Origin of the sequence: Woodsholea maritima DSM 17123, from assembly GCF_000382325.1 — a bacterium.
GTDB lineage: Bacteria > Pseudomonadota > Alphaproteobacteria > Caulobacterales > Maricaulaceae > Woodsholea > Woodsholea maritima.
In genome coordinates this window covers 377,082-392,742 of record NZ_KB908058.1, presented here as the reverse complement: position 1 = coordinate 392,742, position 15,661 = coordinate 377,082, and the positions used below count along the sequence as shown (strand labels likewise).

Annotated in this window: 19 protein-coding genes and 1 tRNA gene; 11 read left to right on the top strand and 9 right to left on the bottom strand. The window is 55.7% G+C overall.

Translation table 11 applies throughout. The annotated features are described in order from the left end of the window. Positions 1-115: 115 nt before the first annotated feature. On the top strand, positions 116-811 hold the full coding sequence (locus H151_RS0110165; protein ID WP_019961560.1) for a DUF4336 domain-containing protein: 696 nt from the start codon (positions 116-118) through the stop codon (positions 809-811). A gap of 420 nt (positions 812-1,231) precedes the next feature. Further along, positions 1,232-1,414: a hypothetical protein gene (locus tag H151_RS0110160; protein WP_019961559.1), complete on the top strand. Its 183-nt coding sequence runs from the start codon at positions 1,232-1,234 to the stop codon at positions 1,412-1,414. A 223-nt stretch (positions 1,415-1,637) separates the two neighbouring features. On the opposite strand, the gene H151_RS0110150 is transcribed toward H151_RS0110160, so the two are convergent. After that, complete coding sequence (locus tag H151_RS0110150; RefSeq protein ID WP_019961557.1) at positions 1,638-1,949, bottom strand: hypothetical protein; 312 nt, start codon at positions 1,947-1,949, stop codon at positions 1,638-1,640. Between the two features lie 255 nt (positions 1,950-2,204). On the opposite strand from H151_RS0110150, the gene H151_RS0110140 reads away from it, so the two are divergent. Further along, positions 2,205-3,296: an alkaline phosphatase family protein gene (locus H151_RS0110140; protein WP_019961555.1), complete on the top strand. Its 1,092-nt coding sequence runs from the start codon at positions 2,205-2,207 to the stop codon at positions 3,294-3,296. A gap of 99 nt (positions 3,297-3,395) precedes the next feature. Further along, on the top strand, positions 3,396-3,842 hold the full coding sequence (locus H151_RS0110135) for a c-type cytochrome (RefSeq protein ID WP_019961554.1): 447 nt from the start codon (positions 3,396-3,398) through the stop codon (positions 3,840-3,842). A gap of 254 nt (positions 3,843-4,096) precedes the next feature. On the opposite strand, the gene H151_RS0110130 is transcribed toward H151_RS0110135, so the two are convergent. Both H151_RS0110130 and H151_RS0110125 read right to left on the bottom strand, forming a co-directional pair. Next, positions 4,097-4,876: a hypothetical protein gene (locus H151_RS0110130; protein WP_019961553.1), complete on the bottom strand. Its 780-nt coding sequence runs from the start codon at positions 4,874-4,876 to the stop codon at positions 4,097-4,099. 77 nt (positions 4,877-4,953) lie between these two features. Further along, positions 4,954-5,721 carry a class II aldolase/adducin family protein gene (locus H151_RS0110125; RefSeq protein ID WP_019961552.1) on the bottom strand — a complete coding sequence of 256 codons (768 nt, stop codon included), beginning with the start codon at positions 5,719-5,721 and terminating at the stop codon, positions 4,954-4,956. 156 nt (positions 5,722-5,877) lie between these two features. On the opposite strand from H151_RS0110125, the gene H151_RS0110120 reads away from it, so the two are divergent. Next, complete coding sequence (locus H151_RS0110120; RefSeq protein WP_083918534.1) at positions 5,878-7,005, top strand: DUF2336 domain-containing protein; 1,128 nt, start codon at positions 5,878-5,880, stop codon at positions 7,003-7,005. 28 nt (positions 7,006-7,033) lie between these two features. Further along, positions 7,034-7,792, top strand: coding sequence for an NAD kinase (locus tag H151_RS0110115; RefSeq protein WP_019961550.1), 759 nt, complete (start codon positions 7,034-7,036; stop codon positions 7,790-7,792). Positions 7,793-7,798: 6 nt separating this feature from the next. Here the strand turns inward: H151_RS0110115 and H151_RS0110110 are convergent, their stop codons facing one another. After that, positions 7,799-8,446 carry a TetR/AcrR family transcriptional regulator gene (locus H151_RS0110110; RefSeq protein ID WP_169336735.1) on the bottom strand — a complete coding sequence of 216 codons (648 nt, stop codon included), beginning with the start codon at positions 8,444-8,446 and terminating at the stop codon, positions 7,799-7,801. A gap of 267 nt (positions 8,447-8,713) precedes the next feature. Between H151_RS0110110 and H151_RS0110105 the strand changes: the two genes are divergently transcribed. Both H151_RS0110105 and H151_RS0110100 read left to right on the top strand, forming a co-directional pair. After that, on the top strand, positions 8,714-9,220 hold the full coding sequence (locus tag H151_RS0110105; RefSeq protein WP_026353956.1) for a response regulator: 507 nt from the start codon (positions 8,714-8,716) through the stop codon (positions 9,218-9,220). A gap of 17 nt (positions 9,221-9,237) precedes the next feature. Next, positions 9,238-9,732: a hypothetical protein gene (locus H151_RS0110100; protein ID WP_019961547.1), complete on the top strand. Its 495-nt coding sequence runs from the start codon at positions 9,238-9,240 to the stop codon at positions 9,730-9,732. A gap of 65 nt (positions 9,733-9,797) precedes the next feature. On the opposite strand, the gene H151_RS0110095 is transcribed toward H151_RS0110100, so the two are convergent. The 3 genes from H151_RS0110095 to H151_RS0110085 form a co-directional block, all read right to left on the bottom strand. Beyond that, a complete protein-coding gene (locus H151_RS0110095) occupies positions 9,798-10,946 on the bottom strand; it encodes a DUF2336 domain-containing protein (protein ID WP_019961546.1) in 1,149 nt (382 codons plus the stop codon). Positions 10,947-10,995: 49 nt separating this feature from the next. Continuing rightward, positions 10,996-11,832 (bottom strand): lytic transglycosylase domain-containing protein, encoded by an 837-nt coding sequence (locus H151_RS16140; RefSeq protein ID WP_019961545.1) that lies wholly within the window; start codon positions 11,830-11,832, stop codon positions 10,996-10,998. An 83-nt stretch (positions 11,833-11,915) separates the two neighbouring features. Continuing rightward, a complete protein-coding gene (locus H151_RS0110085; RefSeq protein WP_019961544.1) occupies positions 11,916-13,067 on the bottom strand; it encodes an NAD(P)/FAD-dependent oxidoreductase in 1,152 nt (383 codons plus the stop codon). Between the two features lie 66 nt (positions 13,068-13,133). Here H151_RS0110085 and H151_RS0110080 point away from each other — a divergent pair, with 66 nt between their 5' ends. The 3 genes from H151_RS0110080 (at position 13,134) to H151_RS0110070 (ending at position 14,821) form a co-directional block, all read left to right on the top strand. Further along, a complete protein-coding gene (locus tag H151_RS0110080; protein ID WP_019961543.1) occupies positions 13,134-13,532 on the top strand; it encodes a DUF6491 family protein in 399 nt (132 codons plus the stop codon). Between the two features lie 129 nt (positions 13,533-13,661). Continuing rightward, positions 13,662-14,198: a PadR family transcriptional regulator gene (locus tag H151_RS0110075; protein ID WP_026353955.1), complete on the top strand. Its 537-nt coding sequence runs from the start codon at positions 13,662-13,664 to the stop codon at positions 14,196-14,198. After that, the gene (locus H151_RS0110070) at positions 14,192-14,821 is read left to right on the top strand and encodes a GyrI-like domain-containing protein (protein ID WP_019961541.1); all 630 of its coding nucleotides are present in this window, start codon (positions 14,192-14,194) and stop codon (positions 14,819-14,821) included. The genes H151_RS0110075 and H151_RS0110070 overlap by 7 nt, the downstream gene beginning before the upstream one ends. A gap of 321 nt (positions 14,822-15,142) precedes the next feature. Here the strand turns inward: H151_RS0110070 and H151_RS0110065 are convergent, their stop codons facing one another. Together H151_RS0110065 and H151_RS0110060 are read right to left on the bottom strand one after the other, a co-directional pair. After that, on the bottom strand, positions 15,143-15,484 hold the full coding sequence (locus H151_RS0110065; RefSeq protein WP_019961540.1) for a zinc ribbon domain-containing protein YjdM: 342 nt from the start codon (positions 15,482-15,484) through the stop codon (positions 15,143-15,145). Positions 15,485-15,582: 98 nt separating this feature from the next. Continuing rightward, positions 15,583-15,659 (bottom strand) — tRNA-His (locus tag H151_RS0110060). Between the last annotated feature and the right edge of the window lie 2 nt (positions 15,660-15,661).

The window sequence follows — 15,661 nt, the reverse complement described above, 5'->3', positions numbered from 1 at the left end:
CTTGTACCAAACTGCCCCGCTTCATGAAGCGGGGCTTTTTTTTCGCCCAAGTCTTTACCTAAGACGCGCCCACAGCTTATCACTTGCCCATCCCACCCCAGCCTTGGAGCGCGCCATGCTGACCCCCATTGATGAAAACATCTGGATTGCCGAAGGTGAATGCGTTGATTTTTATGGATTTCCCTATCCGACACGCTCTATCATTGTGCGCGTCGAAGGCGGAAAGCTGTGGATCTGGTCACCGATCGCGTTGAGCCCAGAACTCAAAACCGCGATCGAAGCCTTAGGCACGCCAGCGTTTCTGGTCAGCCCCAATAAAATCCACCACCTGTTCTTAGAGCCCTGGAAAACCGCTTTTCCCGAGGCCAAACTCTATGGCCCGCAATCCACCATCGACAAGCGCGATGATCTGAGTTTTGAGCCCGCGCTGGAGCACATTTGCCCCGCCGAATGGGGCTCCGATTTTGATCAAGCCTGGTTTACCGGCTCGGCGATGATGGATGAAGTCGTCTTCTTTCATAGACCTTCACGCACGGTCATTATGGCGGACTTGTCTGAGAATTTCAGCAAAGACTTCCTGAAAGAGAACTGGGCCTGGTGGCAGCGCCCCATTGCCTATATCTGGGGCATTATCGAAGGGCGCGGCTATGCGCCTTTTGAGTGGCGCATCTCGTTTTTTAATCGCAAAAAACTGCGCGCAGCGCGCGACAAAGTCCTCGCCTGGCAGCCTGAAAATGCCACCATGGCCCATGGGGTCTGGCAAAAAGGCGGGGCGCGCGCCTTCCTGGAAAAATCCTTCTCCTGGATGTAGAGCGCCGTTCAAACTCTCAGCAACACACGAAAACCATAGGGGGAGTTTATACACCCCCTAAGCGCGCGATGATCTAATGCCTCGGCTATCGCATGGCCCTGCGCGATCATCGCCTAAGTGCAGGGCGCATCAGCGTTTCGTGTTGGATGGCAAGCGCACGGCCGATTTGTGCTTCGAGAATCATCCCGGCTTCAAGAACATGCTTACCTTAGCCCAAGACAGTCGCACTCTTTATAATCCCGGTACGGATTAAATTCCTGGAGAAATAATTCCAGTTTCATTGGGGTTTGAAAGACTTGACCCTTTTTCACTTACACACAGGCAGAACGACATAAATTTGTCATTAACCCTGGACACACTCGAAAATGTATATACATTGCATCTCCGTTGCATAACCTTTTGCGGACTTGAGAGATCGTGATGCCGGGTGAAAAGAAGGCCAAAAAGAAAAAGAAAGACGGTCAGCTTGTCATTCGGCTGAACAAAGAAGATCGCGACGAGTTCGTGGCGTTGTGTGATGCGTTGGATAGCAGTGCCGCCCGGGAAATTCGGTTGTTTATTAAGGGCTTTGTCGCCCGCCATACCTCGCAGAATGCCGAATGATCCAAAGGAGCACATAAACCTACGATAAAAAAGGAGACGACGATTATGGCGTCTAAAAAAGTAAAGACCCTGAAAAAAGAGATTAAAGTTCGCAAGAACAAGATCGAAAATCAGGAAGCGAAATTGAAAAAAGCCAAAAAAGCGCTGAAGAAAGCTGCTTAACCCACCGTCATAGGTGACCTTAAAGCCCGCCATCCCCCTGGCGGGCTTTTTTATGCCCCCATCAAAGCTCGTTTTCAGCCTCTAGCCTGCGCGGGTCGGCTAAGTCATCCATGACCCCGCTTGAGGTGAGGTGTTTGCTTTGCATCAAAAGCTCACGCTCAATGCGCGCCATCACCTCAGCCCACTGCGCGCTAGCCCGAACGGGGCCTAGATAGGGCGAATGGCGCAAAAAATCTTTATCCCGCCAGCCCAAATCCACCGCCTGATTCAAATACTCCAGGGCGCGATCAACATCGCCCACCCCTGCGGCAATTTCAGCCCAGCGAACACACAATTGCGGCCAGGTATCCTGGCGCGAAGCTGTGTCGTACATCCTCAGAGGCCTGCTCAAGCAGGCCTACCCCGTCACCATGTCGGTCTTCATATTAGAGGGGGTGGTAAATAATGACAATTGCGTGAATTGTTTTTGATAAAGCAAAGACAAGACTAAGACCCACACATATCCCATCCGCCCCCGCACTATGCCTAATATCTATCGTGCATATGCCAAAATTGAATATGCAAGATGATCACAGTCTGTTTATAAGGGCGCACAGACGTATTGCGAAATTCAACCCTGGGGGTCACCATGTCTACTCTGCTTTTAACTGCCGCTTTGGGCTTATCCAGCGCACTGACACCGGTGAACACCCCTTCTGAAGACGCAAAAGTGATCTTGATCAGCGTGGATGGCGTACGCTGGGAAGAGGTTTTTCGCGGCCCCGATCCAGAGCTGACGGCCAATGAAGACTTCACCGATCGCGCAGAGCAGCTTAATGCCGATTTCCTTTCCCAGGACGATCCAGCCCGCGCGCTGATGCCTTTTTCGCATGATGTCATCGCCCAGCAAGGCGTGTTGATAGGCAATCGCGATGCCGGCTCTTGCGGTCAGCTGTCGAACACGATGATCTTCTCCTACCCAGGGTATAACGAAATCCTGACCGGCAAGGCCGATCCGCGCATCAATTCCAACGCTAAAATTCCCAATGCCAATGTGACCATCCTGGAATGGCTCAATCAGCAGCCAGAGCATGCGGGTAAGGTTTACGCCTTTGGCTCATGGGATGTGTTCCCCTTTATCATCAATGAAGTGCGCAGCGGCGTTCCGGTCAATGCCGGGTTTGAAGCGCTGGAGCCGGTGTATAATGACACCGTTGCCCTCCTCAACACTTTGCAAGAGCAAATCCCCAGCCCCTGGGGCGGGGTGCGCCTGGATGCCTTCACCCATCATTTCGCAATGGAAACCTTAAAGGCTGAACATCCAGACATGGTCTATATCGCCTATGGTGAGCCCGATGACTTTGCCCATGGCGGCGATTTTGACCATTATATCAATTCCATCCACCGCTTTGATGCCTATCTTCAAGAGCTGTGGACCTTTGCCCAAAACGATCCTGAGTATGCGGGCAAGACCACGCTCATCATCACCACCGATCATGGTCGCGGGCATTTAGAGCCCACCTCATGGCGCTCTCACGGCGACAGCCATCCCGGCGCAGAAGCCGTCTGGTTTGCCGCCCTCGGCCCGCAGATTCAGGCCCAAGGCGGTGATGCCTATACACCTGAACATTGCGCCTATACCAATCAAGTCGCCGTAACAGCCCTTAAAGCCCTGGGCTATACGAAAGACGATTATAACCCTGAAGCCGGTGAAGCGCTTGACATTTTCAAGGGGGAGTAAGCTCCCCTGCGACGATGGGGCCACTTGTCTAAGGTGAGGGTCACGCTAAGTTTTGCGTCATGGAAAGGCCCTAAGGCCAGCTCACGAATGGAGACATGCATGGCTCGACTTACCGCCCTTACCCTTGGTGCGTTATGCGCCAGCTTTAGTGCAGCGACGCAAGCACAAGACGTGGATCAAGCCACGATCCTGGCCAATTTGGGCGAAGCGTATAGCGCAGCAAATCTGGAAAATGGCGCACGGGTGTTTCGCCGTTGCCAGTCTTGCCACACCCTCACTGAGGGCGGCCCCAATATGGTCGGCCCCAATTTGTTCGGCGTTTTACAACACGCCCCAGCGTCGAAAGACTATCCCTACTCCAACGCGCTGAAAAATGCTGACATTGAGTGGTCAGCAGAAACGATGGATCAGTGGATCACAAATCCGCGTGGCTTCCTGCAAGGTAACCGAATGAGCTTTGCCGGGCTGCGTGATGCCGATCAGCGCCGCGATGTCATCGCCTATCTGGCGGTAGAAACCTATGACGCGAGTGCGCCTGCGCAATAAGGCCCCTTCTTTTTCTCAACCAGGCTCTGACATTTATTTTCGGAGCCTTTCGAGCTTACGCGTCAGGTCTTTATAATTTAAAACAAAATCGAACCTTGCCCTCTCATTCAAGCAGGATTTAAAATCACTTCGCGCACGTCGGTAAATTGGCCAACTTCGGCCCTTCACCATAGGGCCGTGCTGAGGGGGCACATCTTACTCTAATAGGTTGCAGCCAGCCCTAAACGCCCCCTCAGTATCAACCCCATTGGCACTTAGAAACTGCGCCAAACCCCCAGCCTCAGCCCCCGTTCCTCTGTCGTAAAGGTGGTGGCGGGGGCATAAACCAGGCCCAGCTCGAACATTCGGTTCTTCGTTAGATCGCGCTGCATAGAGATCTGAAAACGGTGAGCGTCAAAATTAGGCTGGCCCGGTCGCTCCCGCGCCAGAGAGACCGCCGAAAAGCTTTGCACCTGTATGCGCCAATCGTCGTTTAAAATCCGCCCATAAGTGAGGTCCAGCCGGAGCGTTCGATCGCCAGCATCAACATAGCCTAGCTGCACCTCACCATAGCTTTTTGGCCCCAGGCTGCGCCCGACCAGCACTTTGATGCCATAACTGCCCGCCGCCTCGCCGGGGGAGAAGACATCTTGACCCTCTTGGGCACCGCCAAGGGCGACTTGCCCCGCCAGCGCCACGGCCCAGGGCCCCTCGCGCCGGATCTGCCATTGCGCTCCGATATGGCTGGAGGTAAGGTTCTTCAAACTGGGATTGAGGCGCTTGGTATAAGCGGGATCATTCGCGCCGCTCGCCCTTTGCCAACTGACATCCCCAAACAACGTCAAAGCGTCTGACCAGCCATATTCACCATAAAAGCTATAGGCCCGGCGCTCAATTTTCTGGTCCGGCCGATCGCAAGTGAAGCACGACAAGGCCGTCATTGCGATCAAGAGTGCTTCTTGATCGCGCTTATTCCACGCCCCAGCCTGTGCGCCCGCCGTGATGAAAAGCGAGCTAAGGACGATGATCGCACAGCCTAGACCTCGCCCTTTCATGACACTCCCCACTTAACCCTCGCCCCATCTAACACGGATCAGACGATGATATCTGTCGGGTATATCACGCTTTTTTACTATTGATCATAACCGGGCGATTGCCGATTGGCGCGATTACGCAAAGCCGCCCAGCCAATCTCCTTAAACAGCTCATGGGTGAAGGCCATCTCGCCTTGGCTGTAGACCTTCTCCTGCATGGGGCTATCCCATTCGATCAGCTCCGCCCCGCCCGCCTGCGCCAGGACCTGGATCTTACAGGCACGCTCTAACAGATAGAGCCGCATATAGGCTGCAAACGGATGATCACCGCAGGCCAGCGTGCCGTGATTGCGCAAAATCATGACATGCTTCTCGCCCAGATCAGCCACCAGGCGCGTCTGTTCATCCATCTCCAACGCGATGCCCTCATAGCCGTGATAGCACACGTCCTTAAAAACATTCATCGCGATCTGAGAAATCGGTAAAAGTCCGCGCTTTTGTGCCGAAACGGCGACACCTTGATCGGTGTGCAGATGCATCACCACCTTCACATCTGGGCGCGCCTTATGGATCGCGGAATGGATGACGAAGCCTGCCGGATTGATGCCAAAGCGTGAGGGAGGAAGGACATTACCGTCCAAATCCACCTTCACCATGTTCGATGCCGTCACATCTTCAAACAACAGCCCAAAGGGATTGATCAGAAAATGTTCGTCCGGCCCCGGTACGCGCATCGAAAAATGGGTAAAAAACAAATCATCCCAGCCATGGGCATGGGCCAAGCGATAAAGCGCGGCTAAATCACAGCGCGCCTTCCACTCGTCTTCACTGACTAAACTACGCACATCAGGGGCTTGGCCATCCATCTTTGTCTCCTGCGTTTATTATGCGCCTTAGGGCTTTTTTATCCGCACCAGGATCGCGCGGGGCGCGGTTTTCGTCAATTTTAAAACGAATTTTTGGTCCGAACACAGATTCGCGCCAGATCAAGTCGTGCATCCCGGTAAGGAATCAGAAACCATATGCGTGCAGCGTCAGTTGACGAATCACTGATGCGCCAGTGGGATTTGTGGGGAACGGCGTTAATGGCCATGGCAGAGCAATATGATCAAAGCGCGGTGTTACCGGGCGATCCAGGGGTTCGCGCCAAAATCGTTTTGGCCACGACCGAGTATTGCACCAGCGCCAACCTGTCCCCGGCCGCGCGTGCGCGCGCCGATGGACTCTTGCTACAATTTGCCCAAGCGGTAGAGACCCAGGTGCGCATCGCCATGGCCTATAAGCTGGCCGATTGTGAATGGGCCCCCCCCGGCATTGTACGCTATCTGGCCTTCGATCAACTGACCGTGGCGCGTCCTATCCTGTTAAAGTCTCAGCAATTGCGCGATGAAGACCTGATCGCACTGTCCAATCTATCGGCGGAGCATCGCAAACTGATCGCAGCGCGCAAAGCCCTTAGCCCGCCGGTGTGTGAGACCCTCACCTATCATGATGAGGACGATGTCCTGGATGCTCTGGCGCGCAATAATGGGGCAAGGCTCAGCGCGAATGCCTTTGAGGATTTGCTGGACGCGGCCCGGCGTAATGAGACTTTGTTGAGCCATCTCGCCGCGCGCTTTGACCTGCCGCAAAGTTTTGCCAAGCGCCTGATCCGCTTTGCCAGCGATGCCATTAAAGATGAGATCATCAAGCGCTATCCCCGCCTGCCCCAGCATCCGCTGCATGAGGTGGGTGAAGCGGCGGTTCAGATCGTTGAGCACCAAGCCCCAATCTCCATCTCACAAGCCCTGGTCAAGAAGCTGCATCAATCCGGACGCCTAACGCCGTCCTATGTGCTGCGCGCCCTGTCTGAGCGTCGCTTGGAAGTGTTTGATTATGCGGTGGCAGAACTGGCCGATATTGAGGTCGAACACTGGCGACGCGCCTTAAGCGCATCGGGCCCACGCGCCGCGGCCCTGGCCCTACGCGCAATGGAGGTGGACCGTTCGGCCTATGCCTCGATGTGCGCCAATTTAGAAGCGGCCGGGCGGATGATAACGCCGCACCGCGATGCTTTAAGTGGATTATTACGCGCCATATATGCAGACTATAGCCCGGATGACGCGCGTAAGGCCTTGCGCAGTTTCGCTTTACCCGCTTCAATCCGCTAAAGCGAAACCTTAAAAACGAAGAGTTTTAATGCGCATTGGTTTTAGTGTTGCCGACCGTTCTGATGCTCAGCTGGCCTATCAACGCCTGAAAGCGCGTTATGGCGAAGCCCCCTTGGAAGAGGCCGATTATGTCGTCGCGCTGGGCGGGGATGGCAGCATGCTGGATGCGCTGCACGCCATCATGCCACGCCACACCCCGGTCTATGGCATGAATTACGGCAGTGTCGGCTTCTTGATGAATGATGCCCATGAAGATCAGCTGATCGAGCGATTAAAGGCCGCCAAGCCCGCCCATATCTCGCCCTTGCGTATGCGCGGGGAGGATATGGCGGGCGGCAAATTCGAAGCGCTGGCGATCAATGAAGTCTCGCTGCTGCGCCAAACCCGTCAAACCGCCAAAGTGCGCATTCTCGTTGATGGTACGCTGCGCTTAGAGGAGCTGGCCGCCGATGGCGTATTGCTGGCGACGCCCACGGGCTCCACGGCCTATAACCTTTCCGCCCACGGCCCGATTCTGCCCATCGGATCACAGCTTTTGGCCCTGACGCCCATATCCGCCTTTCGCCCGCGACGCTGGCGCGGTGCGGTGCTGCGTCACACCTGTTTAGTGCGCTTTGAAATGATCGAAGCGGAAAAACGTCCCGTCGCCGCCGTGGCGGACAATATGGAGTTTCGCCAAGCGCGCTGGGTGGAAATCGCCGAAGCGCCCGAGATTTCCCTGACCTTGCTGTTTGATCCCGACCGCGCGCTGGATGAGCGGGTCTTGATCGAACAATTCAGCAATTAAAGCCCGTTACAGCCCATCCGGGTCCAGCATGGCATCAATATGCACATGCATCAGGGTGATCGCTGCCTCGCCCGACACCTTGCCGACCAGAACACTGCTCGCCAGCCCCTGGCACAGGGCAATAAAGCGTGCAGCCTCATAGGCGGCATCAACACGCTGGGGCACATCGCCCTCACACCGGCCCGCGATCAGGCGCTCAATCATCAAACGCTCCAGCCGGTTTGGCCCTTCGATAAAGGGCTCACAGCTCAGCTCGTGATCAGTCATCGCCAAAGCGCCATAGGACGTCCAGGCCAGATGGAACAGGCGGCTTTCAGGCGTAAGCGGCAGGGCCTCCAGGATGAAAGCCTCCAGATAGGCCCGCGTCATGGCCTGGCCCGGCATCGCATCCAGGCGCGCGCGCCAGCGCGCATACATGCCCGCTTCTAAAACCTGAAGAACTTGCGCCAATAAATTGGCTTTACTGGTAAAATAATACTGTACGAGACGTAGAGAGACCCCAGCCTCTTTCGCCACGGCCCGCATAGTGACGCCGACCATGCCTTCGCGCGCAATCAAAGCCAGAACCGCGTTCATAATCTGTTGACGCCGGCGTTCGGCCTTGTCCAAGCCCTCTGGCATGGCAATAGGTTTGGTTAAGGTAATTGCGTTCACACCCCGCCCCTTTGATACAGCCGTATCAGCGCTATTGATGGCCCGATAAATCTGCTGATGACATTCAATCAGGCTAAAGCGATTCTTTTTCGCGCCAGCATGACCATTCCAGCCCCGGCGCATCTTCAAGGCAAAGCGCAGCCAAGCCCTTCAATTACCGCAACAAACGAAAAAATAACGCTTCCCTCGCTTGACCCTTTAGGCGGATGTTAAGCCCCACTGCCTTAGAAGGGTGTGGAATGATGAGGGTGTATTTGCGTGGCGCAGATGATTCCAGCCGATAAGGCATTTGATCAGCTAAATGTCATGGTCGTCGATGATAATGCGGCCATGCGCGGGATTTTGCGCGCGCTGTTAACTGCCTTTGGCTGTCGGCGCATTGTTGAGGCCGCCAATGGCTTAAAAGCCTTAGAGCTGTTACGCGAGACCCCGATTGATGTGATGATTTGCGATTGGAAAATGTCGCCGATAGATGGGCTGGAATTGGTGCGCAATATCCGCGATCCGCACAACAGCCCCGCGCCTTTCCTCCCCATCATCATGATCACGGCCTATTCAGAGCGATCAAAAATAAATATCGCGCGCGACAGCGGTGTAACGGAATTTTTGGTAAAACCTGTTACCTCTGAGGCATTATTTAAAAGGCTGCAAGTGATTGTTAACCGTCCTCGGCCTTTTGTAAGGACAAAGATGTTCTTTGGTCCTGATCGTCGTCGTCGCCCCGATGATGATTATGAAGGTCCAGAACGGCGTAGTGATGCGGTCAGCATTTAAGTGAAACGGAACGAACAATGACGAAGCGCGAAAAGCCGATTGAAATTATCACCCCGCCCAACATGCTGCGGGTTAAAGTCGGTGGGCGTATTGCCCCCGCCGATCCCGAAGCGATTGCCCGGGCCGAAAAAGCGCTTCAGCAAATGGAAGTTGAGTTTGAAGACTGGATCAATGAAGAAGTCGTCAAACTGGAAAAGGCTATGGCTGCTGTCAAAAAGGTTGGCCTTGCCAGCCCCGAGGGGGAAGCTGTGTTCGTGATTGCCCACGATTTACGCGGACTTGGCACCACGTATAAATTCCCGATCGTAACGCGCATCGCGACCTCGCTGGCACGTCTGATTGAAGATGAAGAGCGCCGCGCAACCGCGCCTGTGGCTCTGGTTGGCGCTCACGTCAACTCCATCCGCGCCGCCCTAGCCCAGAATGTGCGCGATGATAAACATCCTATTGGGAAAGCTTTGGCAGAAGAGCTGGAAACCCAGGTCATCGCCCTGGTCGGCGAAGCGCAATAAAGCCTCGTTTATACACAATAAAAAGGGAGCCGACGGCTCCCTTTTTATTGTCCAATAGGCGGCTTTTATGACGCCGCGTTGATCGCCAAAATCCGCTCATGATCGCCATCCAGGCGTTCCATGCAGTAATTGAGATCGGCCTCCGGTGCGCCCTGGAATTGGGTGAAGATCCGCTCCATCAGGCGGGTACGGAATTTCACGATGTCTTCTGCGCCTGATGGTCCCATTTCCAAAGAATCATAGGCCTGCACCGCAGCGCGAATGGCCGGGAAGATCCGCTTGGGCAGACCTGTGCGATCAAAGACCGCCTCCAGCCCCAAAGGCCCGGCATCATGGATCAACAACCAGGCGCGGCGATGTTCGATGCCCGCCAGCTCAGCGATTGCATGTTCAAAGAAGGCCATATGCCCGCGGAATAATCCCCGCAGGATCAAAGATGGGGTCAGGCGCGCATTCATCTGCAATTGCTGCACGAAGCGGCGCTGATCGGGGGCCATGCCCGCTTGTTCAACCAGATCGACCGTTGCGCGTTCACGCGCACTTTCGGCCAGCTCTACCGCCAATTGCGGGGGCAAGGCATGGCGTGCCACCAAACGGTCAATCGCATCGGCAGAGATGCGCGCGATCAATTTTTCGGTGACATTCAGTGGCAATTCGCGCCGTTCGATAAAGCGCTCCAACACATTGGGTTGCGCGCGGAAGCGCTGCAAAGTGATGGAGAAAGCTTCCTCATCAAACTCCGCGCCATTATTGGCCGCCAGCGTGCCCACGGCTTCACCTTGGCCGCGCACAACGATTTCTTTCACCACGCCCTTGGACACTATAGGACGCTTGGCGATGGCATTTTGACGAATTCCAGATCCCGCGCGGATCACCTCAATGAGATCGCTATCATCAAGAACCGGAGAGCCAGCCAGCACCGGGATCGCAATCGAATCGATGTCTTTGATCAGCTTGCGCGCCACATCCGCGGGTAAATCGGGCGAGCGCTGCATCGAAACGGCCAGCGCGCGTCGCACCAATTCGGCGGCATCGGTGGCGATAAAACGAATGAGATCTTGCGCGGCCTGACGGTCCTGCTCAATCAACTCGCCTTCATCGATGCGTTTACAAATTTTATGCACCGCCAAAGCTCGCGCTTCAGGATTTTCGCGATCCATCAGGCGCTGGATATCCTCTTGCGTGAGACGAGCTTTAAAATTGACGATACTCATGGTCTGGTCTCCTGGTGAGCCCGCATCGCCTTTGCGTGCGGGTCAAGCCTTACGCCCGCCGCGGCGGGTCGTTGTCCTCAGGTCCTTTCAAAGACGCCAAGATTTCAATCATAAGAGGTGAAATTTCTGCGACACTACCGGGCACACTCGCATTTGGGGCTGCTCGACTGACGCCTGCGAACGCATAAACGCCTTGTTGATCAGGGCGTAAGGTCTCTATGGGTTCGCGCGGGCCTTCAGGAAGGTTCACCTGGCCTTCGTGATGACGCGAGAGAATCGCAACCACATCGCGCACACTGCGCGCGCGGCCGTGATCATAGAAAATCGACCGGTTTGCCGCTGCCGCCGCCGGGAAATGCTCCGCCGCACGCGCTTCAGGTTGGGTATCGGCAAGGGTCAATAACTCACCGGCCCCGCCCGCGCCCAAGAAATGCGCCATATATAGCTCTGCGCCATTGGGCTCCCGGCCCAGTTGACGCGAGAGAGACGCGCTATTTTGCGCCGTCAACTCACCGGCCAGGCGGCTCGCCATCTCCGGATCGAAGCGCATATCGAGAATTTGCCGACGCTTGGCAGGATCACTTACACTGAAGCGGCCATTGCCATCCCGGCTAATCGCGCCCGCCAGCTCGCCTTGACCATGCTTGGCCCCATATTCAGAAAAAGTGGCAAGCCAGGTCTGGTCAATAAATTGGAACAGACCTGACGCGCTGGAGGTTCGCGCCTTAGCGTCTTGATCGAAATTGCTTTCGCGCGCGGCAGTGCGTAACAGATAATCGAAGTCCGCCCCTGTGGCCTGAGCAGCCTCAGCGATAAAACGCACCGGTCCCGGCGCAGTGGTGCGCAGAACGGACGTTAAAACATCTTGAGCACGGGCTTCTGTCATCAAGACACACTTATGCCGATTCGCCTAACCTAAGCGCCCATTGTGCCGTATTCGCGTAAACAAGTGTTAACAGAAATGAAGCCCTACAGGCCAAAACGCATTGGGGTAAAGATAGGATTAAGTCCCAAGGGCGCGCCAGTCATCATCGCCAAAGCCGCACGGCCGTAAAGCGGTCCCAGTAAAACCCCATTGCGATAGGCCCCGGCCAGATAATAAAGCCCCGGTGTCTGGCTCGGCCCGATCAGCGGCGCAAAGTCTTGTGCGGCCGGGCGCAATCCGGCCCAACGCTCCACCAGGCGCGCCTCAGCCAGGCTAGGATAAGCCATGCGCGCGCGCTCGGCCAAATGGGCGCAGGCTTGATCATCAATATCGCAATCGCCTTTGCCGGGCTCTGATGTCGCGCCGATTACCACGCGCCCGCCCGGCTTAGCGGTGATGTAAATATTAAAGCCACGTATGACATGCAGCGGGATACGATCGCGGGCCTGAAAAGCGATCATCTGGCCTTTCACCGGATGAATGGGGTAGGTTTCGCGCCCTTCACCCAGCAAGGTTTGCGCCCCATGCGCGAGAAACACCGCATCGGCATGGCGAACATCCTCGCCCGTCTGACCCAGACGAATACCGGTGACCGCGCCGCCCGACCTTTCCAGCCCCCAGACCTCAACCCCGGCATGAAAGCGCACCCCCTTGGCCTGACACATCGCGATCAAAGCCGTGACCAGCGCGCGATTGTCCAGATGGCCATCACCTGGAAAATACAGCGCCCCATGGCAAGCGCCCAAGCCCGGTTCGCGCGTTTGGGCTTCGCGCGCGCTGAGCGGTTCAAGGCTGAGGCCCAGATCGTGCGCGCTTTGGACGATTTCATTCATGCGCGCTTCATCGGCGCGCTGGAATATAGGGGTTAAAGTTCCTGGACGGGCATAGCCAAGGGGCTGTTTGGCAAAATGTTGTAAGCGCACAATGGTTTCATCCCATAGGGATAAGCCCTCTTGCAGCCACGCGCTCACCCCTGCCGCATGGGGTTGGCGGACCAGCTCGACAGCGCTTTCAAAGCCAGCGCCCAACATGCCGCCAGAGGCCCAGATCGCGCCGCGACCAATCGGTCCGCGATCATAGACCTCGACCGCAAACCCGGCTTCGGCCAACGACCAGGCACTGAATAACCCAGCCGCACCCGCACCGACAATGATGATGCGGGCCGTGGTCATTTGGTGTAGGGTTAATGTGGACATAGACGAGCGCATCTACCTTAAGCCGAAGCCAGGACAAAACTATAAGGTTTCCTAGGAGGATGAACCATGAGTTTTCACCGTCGCCTTGCAGTCGCAAGCCTGATTGCCGCAACATTCACCGCCGCGCCCGCTTTTGCGCAGGATGGCGAAGATGAAAGCCGTTGCCTCAGACTGCGTAACATTAACGGCTATAGCGTCATTGATGATCAGCACTTGATCTTAAACGGCGGGGCCAGCCATCACTATCTGGTCACCACGCGCCAGCGCTGTTCTGACATGCGGGTCGGCATGGCCGTAGGCACGTCGTTTAGTGACAATGCCCGCATCTGCAATGCCCGCTTTGAGTATATCCAGCCCACCCAAGGGCCGTGGCGCTGTCAAATCGACACCATTGAAGAGGTCGATAGCCCCGAAGCAGCCCGCGCCTTGATCGAACAGCGCGCGCAAGAGAGCGCCTCGCAATAATTTGGCTCTCATTGACCAGAGGAGACCCCTAAAGCGTCTTACCCCGCCTCATCTTTTGGGTCTCCCTGTCTTCCCCGATTAAGAACTGAGTGTTTGACATCCCACAATCAAGTATTCTAGCACTAGAATATGACGCACACTCTCACCGATAGCGAACTCCTCCTTCTCGGGCTCGTCGCAGAGATGCCGCGCCATGGCTATGAGCTGGAACAGATCATAGAAGCGCGCGGAATGCGGGAATGGACGCAGGTCGGCTTCTCCTCCATCTATTTTGTGCTCGCCAAGCTGGAAAAAGCTGGGCTGATAACCGCCGAAAAGCCCGCGGGTGCCAAAGCCCGAAAAACATTCAGCCTTACCCCATCCGGCCGTGAGGTTCTAAGCGCACAAACCCTAGCGGCCCTTGGCCACTATCGTCCCACATTCTCATCCCTTTTGCTTGGCATGGTGCACTGGCCCGTCCTGTCACGGGATGCGGCGTTAAAGGCCCTGGAAACGCGCCTGTCGTCCATTACTGGCGAACTTGAACGGCTTGAGCGCGTGCGCCGACAAAGCCAGCCCATGCCCGATCATATCGAGAGCCTATTTGACTTCTCCACCGGCCAGCTGAACGCCGAGCGCAGCTGGATCAACACCACTCTGGATTATATGAGGCATAAACCATGGTAGACGATAGCTTGATCGATCTAACACAGGACCGGGCCACATTACGTGCGCTCTACGCGCCGCCTGCTGGCCAGTTCAGCCGTGTAGATGTGCCAAAGCTGCCCTTCGCGATCCTGGATGGCGAAGGCCCCCCTGAACCGGGCTCCATCGAAATCGCAGTAAAAGCCCTCTACACCGCAATCTATTCCATCCGGCGCGAAGCGCGCACGCGAATGGGCAAGTCCTTTGTTGAGCCGCCGGTGGAGATCCTTTATTGGGCGGATGATATGCGCGACTTAGCCGTGGGTAATCGTGAGACATGGCACTGGCGCGTGCAGATTACCTTGCCCGTGTGGGCGAACGCACAGCGACTGAAAGACTCAGCGCAAGAAGCCCGCCAAGACTTGGGTGATTTACCCGCGCTGCGCTGGGCGCTCGTGCACGAAGGCGAGTGTGTGCAATACCTTCACATTGGCCCAACGCATACCCTTGCGGAGATTGTGCAAGGGCTCTACGCAGACTACCTGCCCCACCATAAACTGGACGCCGAGGGTGCCTATCACGAAATCTATCTCGATGATTGGAGCCGCGTGGCTCCGGCACAGCGCAAAATCATCCTGCGCCAGCCGGTGTGCGCAAGGGTGTAGGCGTACACGACCTATGCCTTATACAAAAAGCCTGCCTGTCCAGAACACGCCGTGCGCAAAGCGCGCCTCCCACAAGCTGGCATGTCGCCAACCGCTATTTCACCGCGAGGGCCATATCCCCTAATCACCATCACAGACGGCATGTAACTCGCCCCTGCCCGCGCGTAGGTTTGACAGGCACACAATCCATCTAAGCGAGTTGTCGATGTCTATAGCGCTCACGGGATCCCCCCTGATTTTATTAAACCCAGAGAGAGACGAGCGAATGTAGGCGAAAGGCGATTAAAGCATGAAACGACAACACAAAGTCCGCGAAAGGACTTAGACCTTTTTGACGAATTCGGTCTTCAAGCCCATCTGGCCAATGCCATCAATGCGACAATCAATATCGTGATCGCCTTCGACCAAGCGGATATTTTTGACCTTGGTGCCCACTTTGACGACCGATGAAGAGCCTTTGATCTTCAAGTCTTTAATCACCGTCACGGTGTCCCCATCGGCGAGCACACTGCCATTGGCATCGCGCCAGACCCGCTCGGCGGCTTCGCTTGGCGCTTGAACCGAAAATTCGTGCGCGCACTCAGGGCAAATCAATAAAGCCCCGTCTTCATAAGTATAAATTGAGCCACATTGTGGACAAGGCGGTAAAGTTTGATCAGTCATGGAACAACTCCTCTTTGCCAAGCGCATAAGAGGTTTGTCCAAGCCTGTCTAGAAGACGCCCTGTCATCGAATGAAAATCATGAAAGATGAGCAGAAAATGGTACCACCTCCCCGGTTCGAACGGGGGACCTCTTGATCCACAATCAAGCGCTCTAACCAACTGAGCTAAGGCGGCGC

Coding starts and splice junctions, on each gene's coding strand:
- H151_RS0110105 (WP_026353956.1), top strand. CDS start 8,714: ATGATTCCAGCCGATAAGGCATTTGATCAGCTAAATGTCATGGTCGTC.
- H151_RS16140 (WP_019961545.1), bottom strand. CDS start 11,832: ATGACAGAAGCCCGTGCTCAAGATGTTTTAACGTCCGTTCTGCGCACC.
- H151_RS0110070 (WP_019961541.1), top strand. CDS start 14,192: ATGGTAGACGATAGCTTGATCGATCTAACACAGGACCGGGCCACATTA.
- H151_RS0110100 (WP_019961547.1), top strand. CDS start 9,238: ATGACGAAGCGCGAAAAGCCGATTGAAATTATCACCCCGCCCAACATG.
- H151_RS0110160 (WP_019961559.1), top strand. CDS start 1,232: ATGCCGGGTGAAAAGAAGGCCAAAAAGAAAAAGAAAGACGGTCAGCTT.
- H151_RS0110140 (WP_019961555.1), top strand. CDS start 2,205: ATGTCTACTCTGCTTTTAACTGCCGCTTTGGGCTTATCCAGCGCACTG.
- H151_RS0110135 (WP_019961554.1), top strand. CDS start 3,396: ATGGCTCGACTTACCGCCCTTACCCTTGGTGCGTTATGCGCCAGCTTT.
- H151_RS0110085 (WP_019961544.1), bottom strand. CDS start 13,067: ATGTCCACATTAACCCTACACCAAATGACCACGGCCCGCATCATCATT.
- H151_RS0110095 (WP_019961546.1), bottom strand. CDS start 10,946: ATGAGTATCGTCAATTTTAAAGCTCGTCTCACGCAAGAGGATATCCAG.
- H151_RS0110120 (WP_083918534.1), top strand. CDS start 5,878: ATGCGTGCAGCGTCAGTTGACGAATCACTGATGCGCCAGTGGGATTTG.
- H151_RS0110150 (WP_019961557.1), bottom strand. CDS start 1,949: ATGTACGACACAGCTTCGCGCCAGGATACCTGGCCGCAATTGTGTGTT.
- H151_RS0110080 (WP_019961543.1), top strand. CDS start 13,134: ATGAGTTTTCACCGTCGCCTTGCAGTCGCAAGCCTGATTGCCGCAACA.
- H151_RS0110065 (WP_019961540.1), bottom strand. CDS start 15,484: ATGACTGATCAAACTTTACCGCCTTGTCCACAATGTGGCTCAATTTAT.
- H151_RS0110125 (WP_019961552.1), bottom strand. CDS start 5,721: ATGGATGGCCAAGCCCCTGATGTGCGTAGTTTAGTCAGTGAAGACGAG.
- H151_RS0110130 (WP_019961553.1), bottom strand. CDS start 4,876: ATGAAAGGGCGAGGTCTAGGCTGTGCGATCATCGTCCTTAGCTCGCTT.
- H151_RS0110115 (WP_019961550.1), top strand. CDS start 7,034: ATGCGCATTGGTTTTAGTGTTGCCGACCGTTCTGATGCTCAGCTGGCC.
- H151_RS0110165 (WP_019961560.1), top strand. CDS start 116: ATGCTGACCCCCATTGATGAAAACATCTGGATTGCCGAAGGTGAATGC.
- H151_RS0110075 (WP_026353955.1), top strand. CDS start 13,662: ATGACGCACACTCTCACCGATAGCGAACTCCTCCTTCTCGGGCTCGTC.